This is a genomic window from Pseudomonas sp. TWR1-1-4, assembly GCF_049897165.1.
Lineage (GTDB): Bacteria > Pseudomonadota > Gammaproteobacteria > Pseudomonadales > Pseudomonadaceae > Aquipseudomonas > Aquipseudomonas canadensis.
In genome coordinates, this window is the sequence record NZ_JAFCVS010000003.1 from 144,502 (window position 1) to 160,469 (window position 15,968).

At 58.6% G+C, this 15,968-nt stretch carries 13 protein-coding genes and 1 pseudogene; 5 read left to right on the top strand and 9 right to left on the bottom strand.

Annotated features, from left to right (window positions below):
* Positions 1 to 7: 7 nt before the first annotated feature.
* From ACP7C6_RS08985 to ACP7C6_RS09005, 5 genes are read right to left on the bottom strand one after another with little or no spacing between them, the layout of a single operon-like run.
* Complete coding sequence (locus ACP7C6_RS08985; RefSeq protein ID WP_122685529.1) at positions 8 to 1,003, bottom strand: AAA family ATPase; 996 nt, start codon at positions 1,001 to 1,003, stop codon at positions 8 to 10.
* On the bottom strand, positions 1,000 to 2,169 hold the full coding sequence (locus ACP7C6_RS08990; RefSeq protein ID WP_305382604.1) for a DUF4350 domain-containing protein: 1,170 nt from the start codon (positions 2,167 to 2,169) through the stop codon (positions 1,000 to 1,002). Before ACP7C6_RS08990 ends, ACP7C6_RS08985 begins: the two co-directional genes overlap by 4 nt.
* Positions 2,166 to 3,695, bottom strand: coding sequence for a DUF4129 domain-containing protein (locus ACP7C6_RS08995; RefSeq protein ID WP_308907962.1), 1,530 nt, complete (start codon positions 3,693 to 3,695; stop codon positions 2,166 to 2,168). Before ACP7C6_RS08995 ends, ACP7C6_RS08990 begins: the two co-directional genes overlap by 4 nt.
* The gene (locus tag ACP7C6_RS09000) at positions 3,682 to 4,662 is read right to left on the bottom strand and encodes a stage II sporulation protein M (protein WP_426108635.1); all 981 of its coding nucleotides are present in this window, start codon (positions 4,660 to 4,662) and stop codon (positions 3,682 to 3,684) included. The genes ACP7C6_RS08995 and ACP7C6_RS09000 overlap by 14 nt, the downstream gene beginning before the upstream one ends.
* Positions 4,659 to 5,351, bottom strand: coding sequence for an RDD family protein (locus ACP7C6_RS09005; protein WP_122685525.1), 693 nt, complete (start codon positions 5,349 to 5,351; stop codon positions 4,659 to 4,661). The genes ACP7C6_RS09000 and ACP7C6_RS09005 overlap by 4 nt, the downstream gene beginning before the upstream one ends.
* Before the next feature lie 167 nt (positions 5,352 to 5,518).
* Between ACP7C6_RS09005 and sbcB the strand changes: the two genes are divergently transcribed.
* Positions 5,519 to 6,946 (top strand): exodeoxyribonuclease I, encoded by a 1,428-nt coding sequence (gene sbcB, locus ACP7C6_RS09010; RefSeq protein WP_426108636.1) that lies wholly within the window; start codon positions 5,519 to 5,521, stop codon positions 6,944 to 6,946.
* 89 nt (positions 6,947 to 7,035) lie between these two features.
* Here the strand turns inward: sbcB and mvaT are convergent, their stop codons facing one another.
* Positions 7,036 to 7,410, bottom strand: a complete 375-nt coding sequence (mvaT, locus tag ACP7C6_RS09015; RefSeq protein ID WP_016970296.1) for a histone-like nucleoid-structuring protein MvaT — start codon at positions 7,408 to 7,410, stop codon at positions 7,036 to 7,038.
* Positions 7,411 to 7,760: 350 nt separating this feature from the next.
* On the opposite strand from mvaT, the gene purU reads away from it, so the two are divergent.
* Positions 7,761 to 8,609, top strand: coding sequence for a formyltetrahydrofolate deformylase (gene purU, locus ACP7C6_RS09020; protein WP_010208067.1), 849 nt, complete (start codon positions 7,761 to 7,763; stop codon positions 8,607 to 8,609).
* Positions 8,610 to 8,693: 84 nt separating this feature from the next.
* Positions 8,694 to 8,864 carry a hypothetical protein gene (locus ACP7C6_RS09025; protein ID WP_162834925.1) on the top strand — a complete coding sequence of 57 codons (171 nt, stop codon included), beginning with the start codon at positions 8,694 to 8,696 and terminating at the stop codon, positions 8,862 to 8,864.
* Here ACP7C6_RS09025 and ACP7C6_RS09030 read toward each other — a convergent pair whose 3' ends face one another.
* On the bottom strand, positions 8,865 to 9,629 hold the full coding sequence (locus ACP7C6_RS09030) for a methyl-accepting chemotaxis protein (protein ID WP_370468594.1): 765 nt from the start codon (positions 9,627 to 9,629) through the stop codon (positions 8,865 to 8,867).
* 93 nt (positions 9,630 to 9,722) lie between these two features.
* Positions 9,723 to 10,754: pseudogene (locus ACP7C6_RS09035) on the bottom strand (HAMP domain-containing protein); the annotation flags it as partial.
* 204 nt (positions 10,755 to 10,958) lie between these two features.
* On the opposite strand from ACP7C6_RS09035, the gene ACP7C6_RS09040 reads away from it, so the two are divergent.
* Positions 10,959 to 12,437 carry a helicase HerA-like domain-containing protein gene (locus ACP7C6_RS09040; RefSeq protein WP_426108637.1) on the top strand — a complete coding sequence of 493 codons (1,479 nt, stop codon included), beginning with the start codon at positions 10,959 to 10,961 and terminating at the stop codon, positions 12,435 to 12,437.
* A 4-nt stretch (positions 12,438 to 12,441) separates the two neighbouring features.
* On the opposite strand, the gene ACP7C6_RS09045 is transcribed toward ACP7C6_RS09040, so the two are convergent.
* Positions 12,442 to 12,897, bottom strand: coding sequence for a DUF721 domain-containing protein (locus ACP7C6_RS09045; RefSeq protein ID WP_426108638.1), 456 nt, complete (start codon positions 12,895 to 12,897; stop codon positions 12,442 to 12,444).
* 305 nt (positions 12,898 to 13,202) lie between these two features.
* Here ACP7C6_RS09045 and secA point away from each other — a divergent pair, with 305 nt between their 5' ends.
* Positions 13,203 to 15,938 (top strand): preprotein translocase subunit SecA, encoded by a 2,736-nt coding sequence (gene secA, locus ACP7C6_RS09050; RefSeq protein ID WP_028617754.1) that lies wholly within the window; start codon positions 13,203 to 13,205, stop codon positions 15,936 to 15,938.
* The last annotated feature ends 30 nt before the right edge of the window (positions 15,939 to 15,968 follow it).

A 15,968-nucleotide genomic window follows, 5' to 3' on the forward strand; every position in this document is an offset into this window, starting at 1 on the left:
GGGCGAGTCATTGCCGAGGCGCCGGGATCTGATCGAGCAGTTGCTTGAGCACCTGGTCGACTTCCAACCCATCGATATCCAGCTCTGGCGCGATACGCACCCGATGGCGCAGTACTGCCAGGGCACAATCCTTGATGTCGTCCGGCGTGACGAATTCGCCGCCGCGCAACAAGGCACGGGCGCGCGCGCCGCGCACCAGATCGATGGACGCCCGCGGGCCGGCACCGATGGCCAGCCCCGGCCAACTGCGGGTGGCGCGCGCCAGCCGTACGGCATAGTCGAGCACTTGTTCGTCGAGTGCCAGCTCACTGGCTATCTGCTGAAGCTGCAGCACATCTTCGGCCAGCAGTACCGTGCGCAAGGGTTGTACATCCAGCATGTCGGCCCGAGACGAGCGCGTGACTTCACGCACCATGTCCAGTTCTTGCTGCGCATCGGGGTAATCCATGCGCACCTTGAGCATGAAGCGATCCAGCTCCGCTTCCGGCAGGGGGTAAGTACCTTCCTGTTCAATAGGGTTCTGGGTCGCCAGCACCATGAACGGTTGGCCGATGGGCAACGCCTCGCCTTCGAGGGTGACTTGCCGTTCCTGCATCGCTTCGAGCAACGCGGCCTGGGTCTTGGCCGGGGCACGGTTGATTTCGTCGGCCAGCAACAAATGGGTGAACACCGGCCCTTTGCGCAGCTTGAACTGTTCGGTGTGCAGGTCATACACGGCGTGGCCTGTGACATCGCTGGGCATCAGGTCCGGGGTGAACTGGATGCGCGCGAAATCGCCCTCAAAGCAGCGTGCCAGGGCACGCACCAGCAGGGTTTTACCCAGACCCGGTACACCTTCGAGCAGCACATGCCCGCCGGCGATCAGCGCGGTCAGGACATCGTCGATCACCGGGTCCTGGCCAATCACCGCTTTGCGCAACTCATTGCGCAGGGCTTGGGCTTGCCCGCTGGCGCGTTGCACGGTTTCGCGGGTCAAGGCAGTGGCGCTTGGAAATTCACTCATAGGGCATTCCTGAGGGTTTGCAGGCACGCCACCTGACGGCTGAAATCGGCGCTGGAAAGCCGTTTCTCCGGGAGTGGGCCAATGGCCTGGCTGATGATGTGAAAGGGTTGGCGCGTCAGGTGTTCAAGCGCCCGGCACTGTTCTGCATTGTCGAGGTGTTCAAAGCCGGGGTGACGGTGCCGGGCCGCGCGCAGGATATCGCGCTGCAAGGCATGCAGTAGTGTGCCCTGGCCGCTGCGGCGCAACAGGAAGTCAGCGCTGGCTTTGAGGTGTTCCTGCAATTGACGACGTGCATGGTCTGCGGGTTTACGTACCGGGCCTTGACGTTGGCCCGCCCGCCAAAGAGCCAGGATGATCAAGGTAGCGAGTGCTACCAGAGCCTGGGGGAAGTACCGCATCAGCAAGGTGAACAGGTCGTCGAAGTCGGTGTTGAACAGCAAGGTCACGGCTTTGCCCTGGTTCAGGTACCACAGCAACCAGGCATTGTCGTACTTGGCGATGCTCGGGGTTTTCCACAGGTCGCTGTCGGTGATTACCGTGACGCTGCCTTCCCCGAGGTCGAGTTGCATCAGGTGGCTCGATCTTGCGCTGTTGGCAGAGAATTGGGCCAGGTGCCTGGGGTCGGTGAGATTGAAGTCTGTGTCGAAACTGAAGTAAGCCGATGGGTTTTCATTGTCGATATAGAGTTTGGTGAGGTCCGGGGCTTTCTTTTTAAGTGCTTTGTTGCTGGACGGTGCAGGTTCCTCAGGCTCGTCACTCAAGGTCTGGTGGATATGCAAACCATCGAGCAACAGGTCGCCGCTTTTGCCAGTCTCTTCATCCCACAACGCCTCGGCCACCAGCAACAAATGGCCGCCGGATTTGGCCCAACCCAGCAGTTGCTCTACCTGGCGGGGTGACATGTTGCTGCGCTCGCCGAGCAGCAACAGGCTGTTGCCCTTGGCGGGCAGGGTAGCCAGCCGCTCCAGGCTATTGGCGCGCTCAACGGTCAGGCCTTGTTGGCGTAGAAAGTGTTCGGCTGCCAGGTAGGGGTTGGCCAGGGCTTCTGGAGAAGGGCCGCGATCCACCACCTCATCGTAGGGAATTGCCTTGCTCCATGCGTAGTAACCACCCGCTCCAAGCAGGCACGCCAGCAAGAGTCCCGCCCACAGTAAAGGCCGGTTCATGGATTGCTCCCCCGGCTGAACAGGGTGCGCCAATCACTGCATAGCTGTTGCTGGACTAAAGGGGGAGGTAGGCGATGGCCGTAGGCGAGGTTTTGCCAATGCCTGGTCAAGTCGTCGCTGAACGCCAGCAGTTGTGGTTGTTGCAACTGGTTGACCCGTTCCAGGATCTGGCCTTCGGTGTCAGCGCTTTTCAGCGGCATGTTGAAGTCATGCAGCAGCCGGCTGAGCAGGCCGCGATATAGCAGGCCAAGGGCTTCCCTTGGCTGGGTGGGCCACAGGTGTTCGGCGGCACTGGCAATATCGTCGGGCAACGTCTCGAGGCCTAGCTCAAGGCCGAACAATTGCGCGGGGGTAACTTTGAGATCTTGTGGCTTGCGTAGCCTGCGTCGGCTGACAAACGTGCGCAACCACTCACGATAGCGCCATACCAGCGTGATCAATGCACCGACAATAAGTCCCCACAGCAGCACCTCCAAACCTTGGGCGATGTGCTTGAAGGTATTGCTGTTGAGGTTGTCCAGCAATGCCTTCAGCCAGTCCGGAAGCTTACCGTCGCGGTGAGCCTTGTTTTTAACAGGCGGCTTGTCTTCGCCAAAGCGATAGCGCGTGACGGTTTCCGGATTTTTGAAGGGGGGCTTTTCCATCAGGGACTTGATGGATTGGCTTGCGTCCTGGGTGGCTAGCGGTTTTTGTGAGGGGGATGACTCTGCCATGGCAGGCGGGCTGAATGGCAGCAGCGACAGGCCCATCATCAGTAATAACAACGGCACCACGTTGCTCAGGCGCTGACGAAGACGGCGGAAGACCAACTCCAGGTCCCAGGCCTCTAATACCGTGCGGCGATTCAGGTAGAGGCTGAAACCGCAGGCTACATAGATAGGTTCCCAAAACACCAGGATTACGGCGTAGAAGGCATTGCTCAGGTGTTCCAGCCACAAGCCTTCCGAGCTTGTCGCCAGTATCAGGCGTTGCCAATCCCAATCCGACTCGAGGTTCTGGGGAATGAACAGATAGAAAAGCGTCATGCAACCGAACCACAGTCCGATCTCCAGATGCACCCCGATGGTGGTCAACCAGCGTGCGGCGCCAGCGTTACGTTGCTGCAGCACGCCCAGGCGTTTTTGGCGAGCGGGGCCATCCAGGCCTTCAAGTTGGCTCACCGGCATCACAAAGCTGCGGCTCAGGCTGAGTCGCCGCCAGGTCAGGCTGGCCAACAGTTGGCCCTTGAGCAGTCGCGGCCACTGGCGAACAGCCTGCTTTATGCTGGGCGTTTCGCCAAACAATGCCTTGGAGAGGATATACAGTGGCAAGCGGTCAAAGGCTGGCTTGAGCCACCAGAACAGGAAAATCGCGGTGGACGGGTACTTCCACAGCAGTGCCGTGAGCGCGGCGAACACTGGCAGAGTCACCAACGCCCAACTGCTCATCAGGAGCAGGCGGTGCTCGCGGGCCATCAACACGCCAAGATCCATCGCCTCCCAGGCAGTACGCGGGCGGATGACCACGCTGGCATCACTCAGGCGCATGGAGAGTCCTTCCGGCAAGGCTCAGGTAAGCGGCTACCAGAAGCCATAGTGCCGCGCCAACCAGGTACTTGATCCAGGGGGCTATCAGGGTGGCGGATGACCAATACGCTTCGATGAAGGCAGCGATCAACAGGAAGATCATTACTCCGCACAACATCTGCACGCTCTTGCGCGCCGCCAGCCGTAATGACTCGCCGCGGGTCAACTGCCCGGGAGCGATCAGCGCCCAGCCCAGTTGCAAACCAGCGGCACCGGCGAGGGCGATGGCCGTCAGCTCGAACGCGCCATGCCCGATGACGAATGACCAGAAGGTCTGGCCGGAGCCGATTTCGGTCAGGTGCCCGGAGACCGCACCGATGACCAGGCCGTTGAAAATCAGAAAGAACACGCTGCCCAGGCCGAACAGCAAACCGGCGGCAAAGGTCTGGAACGCGATACCGATGTTGTGCATCACGTAGTAGCCGAACATCATCCAGTCTTCGCTTGATGCGCGCTCAGCGGTGCGGCCCAGGCGGCTCGCATCGGGGTCATACATGCCCTGCATCTCTGCAACCTGCTGAGGGCTGACGATGCTGTAGATCAGGTCGGGAAACAGGTAGACCAGCAACGCGATACCTATCAGGCTGCCAAAGAACAGCAGGCTGGCTATCAGTACGAAGCGCCACTGTTCCCGCACCAACCGGGGAAAACCGGCAAGTACGAACCCCAGCACATTTGCGGTCAGTTGGTTGCGATGACGGTAGAGCTGTTGATGGCCGCGCAAGGCCAGTTGTTGCAAGGGGTCTACCAAATAGCTGCTGTAGCCGCGTTCCTGGGCCAGGGCCAGGTGCTGGCACAGACGCCGGTACTGATGGGGGAAGTCGGCCATGTCACTGGCTTTAACCTTGCCTTGCTCCAATTGTTGCAGGTATTGGGCAAAGGCCTGCCATTGAGGCTGGTGACGGCTTTCGAAAAGACTCTGCTTCATGTCGGCCCCAACAGGCCACGGGCCACGCCGTTGAGTTGTTCCACGGCGCGGGCCGGGGATACGTGCAAGGGGGTGGCGAGAATCGAAGCCAACTCGTGAACGCGCTCCGTGGAAAGCTCACCCTGGCGTTCCGCAAAGCCAAGGATGGCCCGTTGTTCACTCAGATCCAGAGCGAAGGGCAAGCGTAGGGCGGCAGCTTGAGGAATCTGGGGACGCAGAAGCGGTTGTTCCCGGTAGATCACCAGTGTGCCGGCGGCCAGGTCGCCCAGGCGCTTGAAGTGAGGATGCTGCAGGCAACTGATCGCGCCGAGAAAGTAACCGAATGGCAGCATGTCGACAAACCGCAGCAAATTGCGGATCAGTGACGCGGACCAGCCGATCGGTGTGCCGTCATCGTGTACCACCCGCAACCCCATGACCTGTTTCCCAGGTGAGCATCCCTGGTTGAGTACTTCGAACAGCACCATGTACCACCAACTGATCAGGAACAGCAGCAGCGAACCCAGGCCGATGCCGACGTTGCCAAGCATGGCCAATGGCACCAGCAGAACGCCCATGACCACTGCGCGCACACCCAGGTCGAAGGCAAAGGCCAACACACGTGACGTCAGGCCGGCCGGGCGTAGGGGCAGCTCGATGCCCTCCGGGGTCTCGATCTGGTAGCGGGTATCCAATGGAGCTGACGGCATCGCGATCCTTGGCAGTGCAGAATGGCTGGGAGACACGGATGCTAGCAGTGTCGGCGGTGGAAGCAACCATTCAAGGTTTTGCTGGATGTTTGTACAGTTGATTTGGTGCTGGCCGTGGACGTCGTCCAGCGCCTAGACTTTGTCGATCTTCAGTACAGGAAAAGCCCGTGACCTCCATTTTCTGGTACGACTATGAAACCACCGGCATCAATCCGCGCAATGACCGCCCGCTTCAAGTAGCCGGCATTCGGACAGACCACGAACTCAATGAGATCGGCGAGCCGGTCAATCTTTATTGCCTGCCCAGCGACGATATCCTGCCCCATCCCATCGCCTGCGCGATTACCGGCATTACTCCCGCAATCCTCGCGGAAAAAGGCCTGGCCGAGGCCGATTTCATGACTCGGGTGCATGCTGAGCTGGCCGCCCCGGGTACGTGTGGCGCTGGGTACAACACCTTGCGATTTGACGATGAAATGACGCGCTACAGCCTGTACCGCAATTTCTTCGATCCTTACGCACGTGAGTGGCAGGGCGGTAACAGCCGCTGGGATCTGATCGACGTGATTCGCACGGCCTACGCCCTACGCCCGGAAGGCATTGAATGGCCGCAACAGGATGGGCGCGTCACGCTCAAACTGGAGCGCCTGACCGAAGCCAACGGTATCGACCATGGTCAGGCGCACGATGCTCTGTCCGACGTGCGAGCCACTATTGCCCTGGCCCGATTGGTTCGTGAGAAACAGCCCAAGCTGTTCAAGTGGCTGTTTCAACTGCGCAGCAAGCAGGCGGTGATGGACCAGGTGCGCTTACTGCAACCCATGGTGCACATCTCCGGGCGTTTTTCCGCCGAGCGTCATTATCTGGGCGTCGTAGTGCCACTGGCGTGGCACCCACGCAACCGAAATGCACTGATCGTCTGCGACCTCGGACTCGATCCTCAAGGGGTGCTGGACCTGGATGCAGATACCTTGCGCCAGCGCCTCTACACCCGTCGTGACGATCTTGCCGAGGGCGAGTTACCGGTCCCGCTCAAGTTGGTGCACATCAATCGCTGCCCCGTGGTTGCGCCCTTGAATGTGCTTCGGGCAGAAGATCGTGAGCGTCTGCACTTGGATATGAATCTTTATCAGGAGCGTGCCCTGCGGCTAACTGACGCACAGGAGTGTTGGCGCGATAAGTTGGCGGCTATTTATGCCGAGGAAGATTTCACCCCGAGTTCAGACCCGGAGCAACAGCTATACGATGGCTTTATCGGAGATCGTGATCGACGTTTATGTGAACAAGTCAGGATGGCCGAGCCTGCACAATTAGCTCGCCAGCAATGGCCTTTCGATGATCATCGGTTGCCTGAATTACTCTTCCGCTACCGAGCGCGTAACTTCCCCGATACCTTGAACAGTGAGGAGCAACAACGTTGGCAGCTTTTCTGTCAGCAACGTTTGACGGACCCGGAGTGGGGCGCGCCGAATACCCTTGCGGCATTTAAGCAGGCTAAACAAGAGTTTGCAGTTAGTACGACACCTTTTCAGGCGGAGGTGCTTGAGCGGTGGCAGGAATATGCCGACTTGCTGGCACATAAGGTGAATCTGTAGTCGATCGTCACACAATACACCGGCAATAAAAAACGCCAGCAGGCTGGCGTTTTTAATGTGTCGCGTATCAGGCGTAAGCCTGGCGAGGCTTAGCCCAGCAGGGTAGCCCAGCCTTCAACCACGTCACCGCCCCACTTGGCTTTCCACTCTTTCAAGGTTTTGTGGTTGCCACCTTTGGTTTCAATCACTTCGCCGTTGTGCGGGTTTTTGTACTGTTTGACTTTGCGAGCACGTTTGGTGCCGGTAGTTTTCACGGCGCCACGCGGTGCTTTAACTTTCGACTCTGGATCCAGCAGCGCGATGATGTCACGCAGGGATTTGGAGTATTCACCCATCAGGGCGCGCAGTTTGCCTTCGAATTCCAGCTCGGTTTGCAGTTTGTCGTCTTGGGACAGGTTCTTCAAACGGGCTTGCAGCTCTTTGATAGCTTCTTCGGTGGCACGGTATTCGTTGATCAGGGACATGTGGACTACCTTATGTAGAGCGCTGATTGAGAGGGACAGTGGCCCAATAATAGTCAGGCAGTTTACCCAAGTAAACATTTAAGCTCGCATTTATGTGAATTACATTGAATGTTTGTAGCATTGCTATGCATTCGAGTTAATTACTAGGGCGTAGGCCTTAAGATAATTCCCCTAAAATACGTGAACCTGCCATAGGGTGACGTACTAAATTCATATAAAGGTGGTAAAACCATAGGCTATTAAGGGACATGCCGTCGGCCGGCGATCAGAATAAGCGTCAACGAATACTGCAGTTTTCCTGCGCAATCGCTAGAATGGCGGCCTTTGCGAAGTTCTGGAGTTTCCCCCTAATGCGCACTTTTCGGCTGGTGATTGCTTGCCCGGACCGGGTTGGTATCGTTGCCAAAGTCAGTAACTTTCTGGCCTCCCACAACGGTTGGATCACCGAGGCGAGTCATCACTCGGACAATCTCAGCGGTTGGTTCTTCATGCGTCACGAGATTCGTGCCGATTCGCTGCCTTTTGGTCTTGATGCCTTCCGCGACGCATTTGCGCCGATCGCCGAAGAGTTTTCGATGACCTGGCATATCACCGACACCGAGCAGAAAAAGCGCGTGGTGTTGATGGCCAGCCGTGAATCCCACTGCCTTGCCGACTTGCTGCATCGCTGGCACAGCGATGAGTTGGACTGCGAGATCGCGTGTGTGATCTCCAACCATGACGACCTGCGCAGCATGGTCGAGTGGCATGGCATCCCGTATTACCACGTGCCGGTCAACCCGCAGGACAAGGAGCCGGCGTTCGCTGAGGTCTCACGCCTGGTCAAGCAGCACGAAGCCGACGTAGTGGTGCTGGCGCGCTACATGCAAATCCTGCCGCCGGAACTGTGCCGCGAATATGCTGGCAAGGTGATCAACATTCATCACAGCTTCCTACCGTCTTTCGTCGGCGCCAAGCCTTACCACCAGGCGTCCCTGCGTGGCGTGAAGTTGATCGGTGCTACTTGCCACTACGTCACCGAAGAGCTGGACGCCGGCCCGATCATCGAGCAAGACGTGGTGCGTGTCAGCCACAGCGACAGCATTGAAGACATGGTGCGTTTCGGCCGTGACGTCGAGAAGATGGTGCTGGCCCGTGGCCTGCGTTACCACTTGGAAGACCGCGTGCTGGTGCACGGCAACAAGACCGTCGTGTTCTGATCGAACTGTTGTGATTGAAGAATGAAGGGCCTGGGCGTTAAATCGTCCCAGGCCCTTTTTCTTTATGCTGCCGAGGATTGAGTCATGAGTGATCCGCTGGACAAAGCCACCTCAAAAGCCCCCGCCACATTAGGGGAGGGGTGTTTGAGTCGATACGACCCGGATGACCTGAGCAGCGAGGACGGCACCGAATTTCCCGGTGCCGCCGAACTGTGGGAGCAGGAGCAGGCCAAGTCCGAGCCCAAGGACGCCTGATCAGATCCGGAAACTGCCAACCAATTGTTTCAACCGTGCCGCCTGTTGTTCCAGGTCGGCACAAGCACGCAGCGTCGATTGCAGGTTTTCCACACCTTCCTGATTGAGGGTGTTGATCTCGGTAATGTCCATGTTGATCGACTCCACCACCGAAGTCTGTTCTTCAGTGGCGGTGGCGACTGACTGGTTCATGCCATCAATTTCGCCGATGCGCTGGGTCACGCTATTCAGGCGTTCGCCGGCCAGGTTGGCGATGTCGACGCTTTCAAGACTATGGCGCTGGCTATCACCCATGGTGCTGACCGAGTCCCGCGCGCCGACTTGCAGCTCTTCAATCATCTTCTGCACTTGTTGCGCCGATTCCTGAGTGCGATGTGCCAGGTTGCGTACCTCATCTGCGACCACCGCAAACCCACGCCCGGCTTCCCCGGCACGGGCTGCTTCGATGGCAGCGTTCAATGCCAGCAGGTTGGTTTGCTGGGAAATGCTGGTGATCACTTCGAGGATCTGCCCGATGTTCACCGTTTTGCTATTGAGCGCTTCGATGTTGCTGCTGGAAGCGCTGATCATCGAAGACAACTGGTTCATCGCCTTGATGTTGCGTTCCACCACCTGTTGGCCATCCTCAGCCAGGTGACGTGCATCGCTGGCCTGATGGGAGGCTTGCGCCGCATTGCGCGCGATTTCCTGGGCCGCAGCGCCCAGCTCATTGATGGCCGCCGCGACGCTGTTGGTGCGATTGGCCTGCTCATCGGAATTGACCATCGACGAGTTGGAGGCACTGACGACCCGCAGTGCCACCTCGTTGACCTGTTCGGTGGCCGAAGACACTTCACGAATCGACGTATGAATACGCTCCACGAAGCGGTTGAAGGCATTACCCAGCGTGCCGAACTCATCGTGATTCTGGATGGTCAGGCGACGGGTCAGGTCGCCCTCGCCATCGGCGATGTCCTGCATGGCGCGGGTCATTACATGCAGCGGTTGCAACAAGATACGGATCAGCATGCCGAGCAGGGCAATGATGATCACCACTGCAATGAGCGTGGCGATGACCGCTGAGGTGCGGAACTCGCTGAGCATGGCGTAGGACTTATCTTTATCGACTGAAATACCGAGGTACCAGTTCACCGAGGGCAGTCCCTTGATCGGTGTAAAAGTCACGATGTTGTCTTTGCCGTTGGCCTCGACTTCGCTGAAGTCGGCGCTGATCTTCGGTGTATTTTTCGGATACACGTCAGCCAGGGTCTTCATCACCAGATTTTTGTCCGGGTGTACCAGTACTTTGCCGTCGGCGCTGACCAGGAACGCGTAACCCATGCCGCCGAAGTTCAGCGCGCCGATGTTATCCACCAGGGTTTGCAGGCTCAGGTCCCCACCGACCACACCAATGCTCTGGGTGCCTTGGGTGCTGGGAGTGGCAACGGAAATGATCAACTTGCCGGTGGCCGCATCAATATACGGCTCGGTCAGGGTTGAACCGTTGCTGCTCTGGGCGCCCTTGTACCAAGGGCGGACACGCGGGTCGAAACCGTCTGGCATCTTGGTGTCTGGGCGGATGGTAAAGGCGCCTTTGCTGTCGCCGACGTAGGTCGCCATGAAGGAAGACGTCAGGGTTTTCTGTTCCAGCAGGCCAGCAACCGCGGACGGTTCGGGGTTGATGGCGATGTTTTGTGCGGCGTTTTCCACCAGGGCAATGCGCCCGGTTAGCCAGGTTTGAATGTTGCTGGCGGTCACATCGCCCATTTCATGCAGGTAGTTGTTGAGATCGTCGCGAATCGCGTTGCGTTGCAGGTAGTCGTTGTAGAGGGTAAACAGCGCAAATGCGGCAATGACGATAAGGGAGGCTGCAAGCAGGATTTTGTGGCTGAAGCGCAGATTTTTATTCATGGCTTGTAGGGTCCGCTAAGGTCTTAATATCCGAAGCGCGTCCTTATGGGAGGCGCAAAATGGCAGCGTCAAAAAAGGTGTGATACTTCTTGTGATGGTTCCGGTGGTCCCTGTGGGAACTATCTGACCTATTTTTGGACTTTGTGGGTCTCACACTTCTCTGTATCGACCTGGCCGCACTAAAGATTAACCATGGGTGACGAAATGCCTGACTCCTCGCAACTCCTAATCGGCGCCGGCCTCGACGGCCAGCCCATCGCCCAGGCCATGCGCCTGGCCAATCGTCACGGGTTGATCGCCGGCGCCACCGGCACCGGCAAGACCGTCACGCTGCAACGCCTGGCCGAAGCTTTCAGTGACGCCGGCGTAGCGGTGTTTGCGGCGGATATCAAGGGCGACTTGTGCGGCCTGGGCGCTGCGGCGAACCCGCAGGGTAAGGTGGCCGAGCGCATCGCCGGCATGCCGTTCCTCAATTACACGGCCAAGGCTTACCCAGTCATGCTGTGGGATATCCACGGGCAGTCCGGCCATCCATTGCGCACTACCATCAGTGAAATGGGCCCGTTGTTGCTCGGCAGCCTGTTGGAACTCACCGATAGCCAGCAGTCGGCGCTTTACGCGGCGTTCAAGGTGGCCGATCGCGAAGGCTTGTTGTTGCTGGACCTCAAGGACCTCAAGGCATTGCTCAACCATCTGCGCTATCACCCGGAGTTGCTGGGTGAAGACGCGGCGCTGATGACCACCGGTTCCAGCCAGGCACTGTTGCGACGCCTGGCAGTGCTGGAGCAGCAGGGCGCTGAAGCCTTGTTTGGTGAGCCGGCCCTGCAGTTGGAAGATATCCTGCAGCCTACCGGTGAGGGGCGTGGTCGCATCCATCTGCTGGACGCCAGCCGCTTGGTGCATGAGGCGCCGAAGGTGTATGCGACGTTCCTGTTGTGGCTGTTGGCGGAGTTGTTCGAGCAACTGCCCGAGCGCGGTGACGCTGACAAACCGCTGCTCGCGCTGTTTTTCGATGAGGCGCATTTGCTGTTCGCTGACACGCCCAAAGCGTTGCAGGAGCGTCTGGAGCAGGTGGTGCGGCTGATCCGCTCCAAGGGTGTTGGCGTGTATTTTGTCACGCAATCCCCAGGCGACCTGCCGGACAGCGTGCTGGCCCAACTCGGCCTGCGTATCCAGCACGGCCTGCGGGCGTTTACCACCAAGGAACAGAAGTCCTTGCGCGCCGTAGCCGACGGTTTTCGGCCGAACCCGGCCTTTGATGCCCTTTCGGTACTGACCGAGCTGGGCACGGGCGAGGCTTTAGTGGGAACACTGCAGGAAAAGGGGACGCCGGAAGTCGTCCAGCGCGTCCTGGTCGCACCGCCGCAATCGCGGATCGGCCCGCTCAGCGCAGCCGAGCGGGCGGCATTGGTGGCCAGTTCGCCGTTGCTGGGCCGGTATGACAAGCCGATTGATCGGGAATCCGCATATGAAGTGCTGATGGCACGCAAAGAGCTTGGGTCAACCGAAGAGGGCAAACCGGCCGCTGAGGAGCCTAGCTTTACGGACAAGGCCGGGGCGTTCCTTGGCACAACCGCAGGCAAGGCGTTGAAGTCCGCGATGCAGCAAGCCGCCAATCAGATGGGGCGGCAACTGGTGCGTGGCTTGTTGGGGTCGTTATTGGGCGGCAGCAAGCGCAAATAGCGAGTCAGGGCTTGGGCTTGGCGTGGGCCGCCAGGCGTTCAAGCGCCGCACGCAAGCCTGGGTTGCTGATGCCGTCGGCCGTTGCCTGAATGGTTTCGGCGGCACTGGGCGACAGGTCATGAATATGTTCCGCCACCCCGGGTTTGGTGGTGGGCGGTTGCACTTTGAACTGGATGCGCGTCAGACCGGCGAATTCATCAAAGGCCATCAATTGACGCTGCAGGCGTTTTTGCTGATAGCGCAAACGTGTCGCCCAGTGGCCATCTGTGACAATAAGCAGCAGGTTGCCTTCACGCCAGGACGCCACGCGGCAATGTTCGCGTGCAGCCGGTTGCAGTTGGGTTTCAAGCAGTCGTTGCAGGCGGTCCAGGCGTTGGGCATGGCCAAAGATGGCTTTCAGCGGCTTGGCATCACGAAGCAACACGGCGGGAGCGCGGGCTGATAAGGGGCGAAATGCCATTATTGGACACCTTAAGTAACAGAGCCGCCATCTTAGCAGAACCCGCCTGTACGGCCCCAGGCAATGCATTCCGTGGGTTTTATTCATCAAATCAATTGGTAACTTCTGCGTTCCATGGGTTGAAGTTCCGGCAAAAGCCCTTATTTTAAACAAGCCCTCTCACAGCACCATGCCAGCATCGGGGAACAACGCCACTTTCCTCACCCACGAATCCGGGTAGAATGCGCGTTCGCATGCGGCCGTGAGGGCTGCTCGGGCCACTCACGGTGCGCCCTCCATCCCTATGTGTGGAAGAACCTGCCGATATGTTTGCGCCTTTGTTAAAGAAACTTTTTGGAAGCAAGAATGAGCGCGAAGTCAAACGCATGCTCAAGACGGTGCAGCTGGTCAATGCCTTCGAAGAGCAGATGGTTGCCCTTTCGGACGAGCAATTGCGCGCCAAGACCCAAGAGTTCAAGGCCCGCATAGCCAAAGGTGAAACCCTCGACAAGCTGCTGCCCGAAGCCTTTGCGGTCGCCCGTGAAGCCGGTAAGCGTGTCATGGGCATGCGCCACTTCGATGTCCAGTTGATCGGCGGCATGACCTTGCATGAAGGCATGATTGCCGAAATGCGTACCGGTGAAGGCAAGACCCTGGTGGCAACCCTGGGCGTTTACCTCAACGCACTGTCCGGCAAGGGCGTGCACGTTGTGACGGTGAACGACTACCTGGCCCGCCGGGACGCCAACTGGATGCGCCCGCTGTATGAATTCCTCGGCCTGACCGTCGGCGTGGTAACGCCGTTCCAGCCGCCGGAAGAGAAGCGCGCAGCCTATGCTTGCGATATTACCTACGGCACCAACAACGAATTCGGCTTCGACTACCTGCGCGACAACATGGCGTTCAGCATGGATGAAAAATTCCAGCGCGAACTCAACTTTGCCGTGATCGACGAAGTCGACTCCATCCTCATCGACGAAGCCCGTACCCCACTGATCATCTCCGGCCAGGCCGAAGACAGCTCGCGCCTGTACACCGAAATCAACAAGTTGATTCCGCGCCTGGAGCAGCACATTGAGGAAGTGGAAGGCGTGGTGACCAAAGAAGGTCACTTCAGCATCGACGAGAAGACCCGCCAGGTCGAACTCAACGAAGCCGGTCACCAGTTCGTCGAAGAGATGCTGACCCAGATCGGCGAGCTGGCCGAAGGTGAAAGCCTGTACTCGGCACACAACCTGGGCCTGTTGACCCACGTGTATGCCGGCCTGCGCGCCCACAAGCTGTTCCATCGCAACGTCGAATACATCGTGCAGGATGGCCAGGTCGTTCTGGTTGACGAACATACCGGCCGTACCATGCCGGGTCGTCGTCTGTCCGAAGGTCTGCACCAGGCCATCGAAGCCAAGGAACACCTCAACATCCAGGCTGAAAGCCAGACGTTGGCGTCCACCACCTTCCAGAACTACTTCCGTCTGTACAACAAGCTGTCCGGCATGACCGGTACGGCCGACACCGAAGCGTTCGAATTCCATCAGATCTACAACCTGGCCGTGATGGTCATTCCGCCGAACAAGCCGTTGGCGCGTAAAGACTTCAACGACCTGGTGTTCCTGACGGCCGAAGAGAAGTACGCGGCAATCATCAACGACATCAAGGACGGCATGGCCCAGGGTCGCCCGATCCTGGTGGGTACTGCCACCATCGAGACTTCCGAGCACGTGTCCAACCTGCTTAACAAGGAAGGCATCGAGCACAAGGTCCTGAACGCCAAGTTCCACGAAAAAGAAGCCGAGATCATTGCCCAGGCCGGTCGCCCAGGCGCACTGACCATCGCGACCAACATGGCCGGTCGTGGTACCGACATCCTGTTGGGCGGTAACTGGGAAGTGGAAGTCGCGGCACTGGAAAACCCGAGCCCTGAGCAGATCGCCCAGATCAAGGCTGACTGGCAGAAGCGCCACCAGGCCGTGCTGGAATCCGGTGGCCTGCAGGTGATCGCGTCCGAGCGTCACGAATCGCGTCGTATCGACAACCAGCTGCGTGGTCGTGCCGGTCGCCAGGGTGACGCCGGTTCCAGCCGCTTCTACCTGTCCTTGGAAGACAGCCTGATGCGCATCTTCGCCTCGGACCGCGTGAAGAACTTCATGAAGGCCCTGGGCATGCAGTCCGGCGAAGCGATCGAGCACCGCATGGTGACCAACGCCATCGAGAAGGCTCAGCGTAAGGTTGAAGGCCGCAACTTCGATATTCGTAAGCAACTGCTCGAGTTCGATGACGTCAACAACGAACAGCGTAAAGTGATCTATCACATGCGTAACACGTTGCTGGCTGCCGACAACATTGGCGAGACCATCGCTGATTTCCGTCAGGATGTACTCAACGCCACCGTCAGCGCACATATTCCGCCACAGTCTCTGCCAGAGCAGTGGGATGTTGCTGGTCTGGAAGCGGCGTTGAAGAGCGATTTTGGTGTCGACCTTCCGGTTCAGCAGTGGCTGGACGAAGACGATCACCTGTACGAAGAAACCCTGCGTGAAAAACTGATGGCCGAATTGCTGGCCGCGTACAACGAGAAAGAAGAACAGGCGAGTGCCGAAGCGCTGCGCACCTTCGAGAAACAAATCGTACTGCGCGTGCTGGACGATCTGTGGAAAGACCACCTGTCGACCATGGACCACCTGCGTCACGGCATCCACCTGCGTGGCTATGCGCAGAAGAACCCGAAGCAGGAGTACAAGCGCGAGTCGTTCACGCTGTTCTCCGAACTGCTGGATTCGATCAAGCGCGATTCGATTCGCGTGCTGTCCCACGTTCAGGTGCGTCGCGAAGACCCGATCGAGGAAGAAGCCCGCCTGCGTCAGGAAGCCGAAGCTCTGGCTGCGCGCATGCAGTTCCAGCATGACGAAGCACCGGGGCTGGAAGCGCCTGAGGTATTGGGCGAAGAGGTCGACGTGGCCCTGGCTCAAACCCCGGTTCGCAATGACCAGAAGCTGGGCCGCAACGAGCTGTGCTACTGCGGTTCGGGCAAGAAGTTCAAACACTGCCACGGCCAGATCGAATAAGATTTTTGCCTGACGCTGCTACACCCTGCG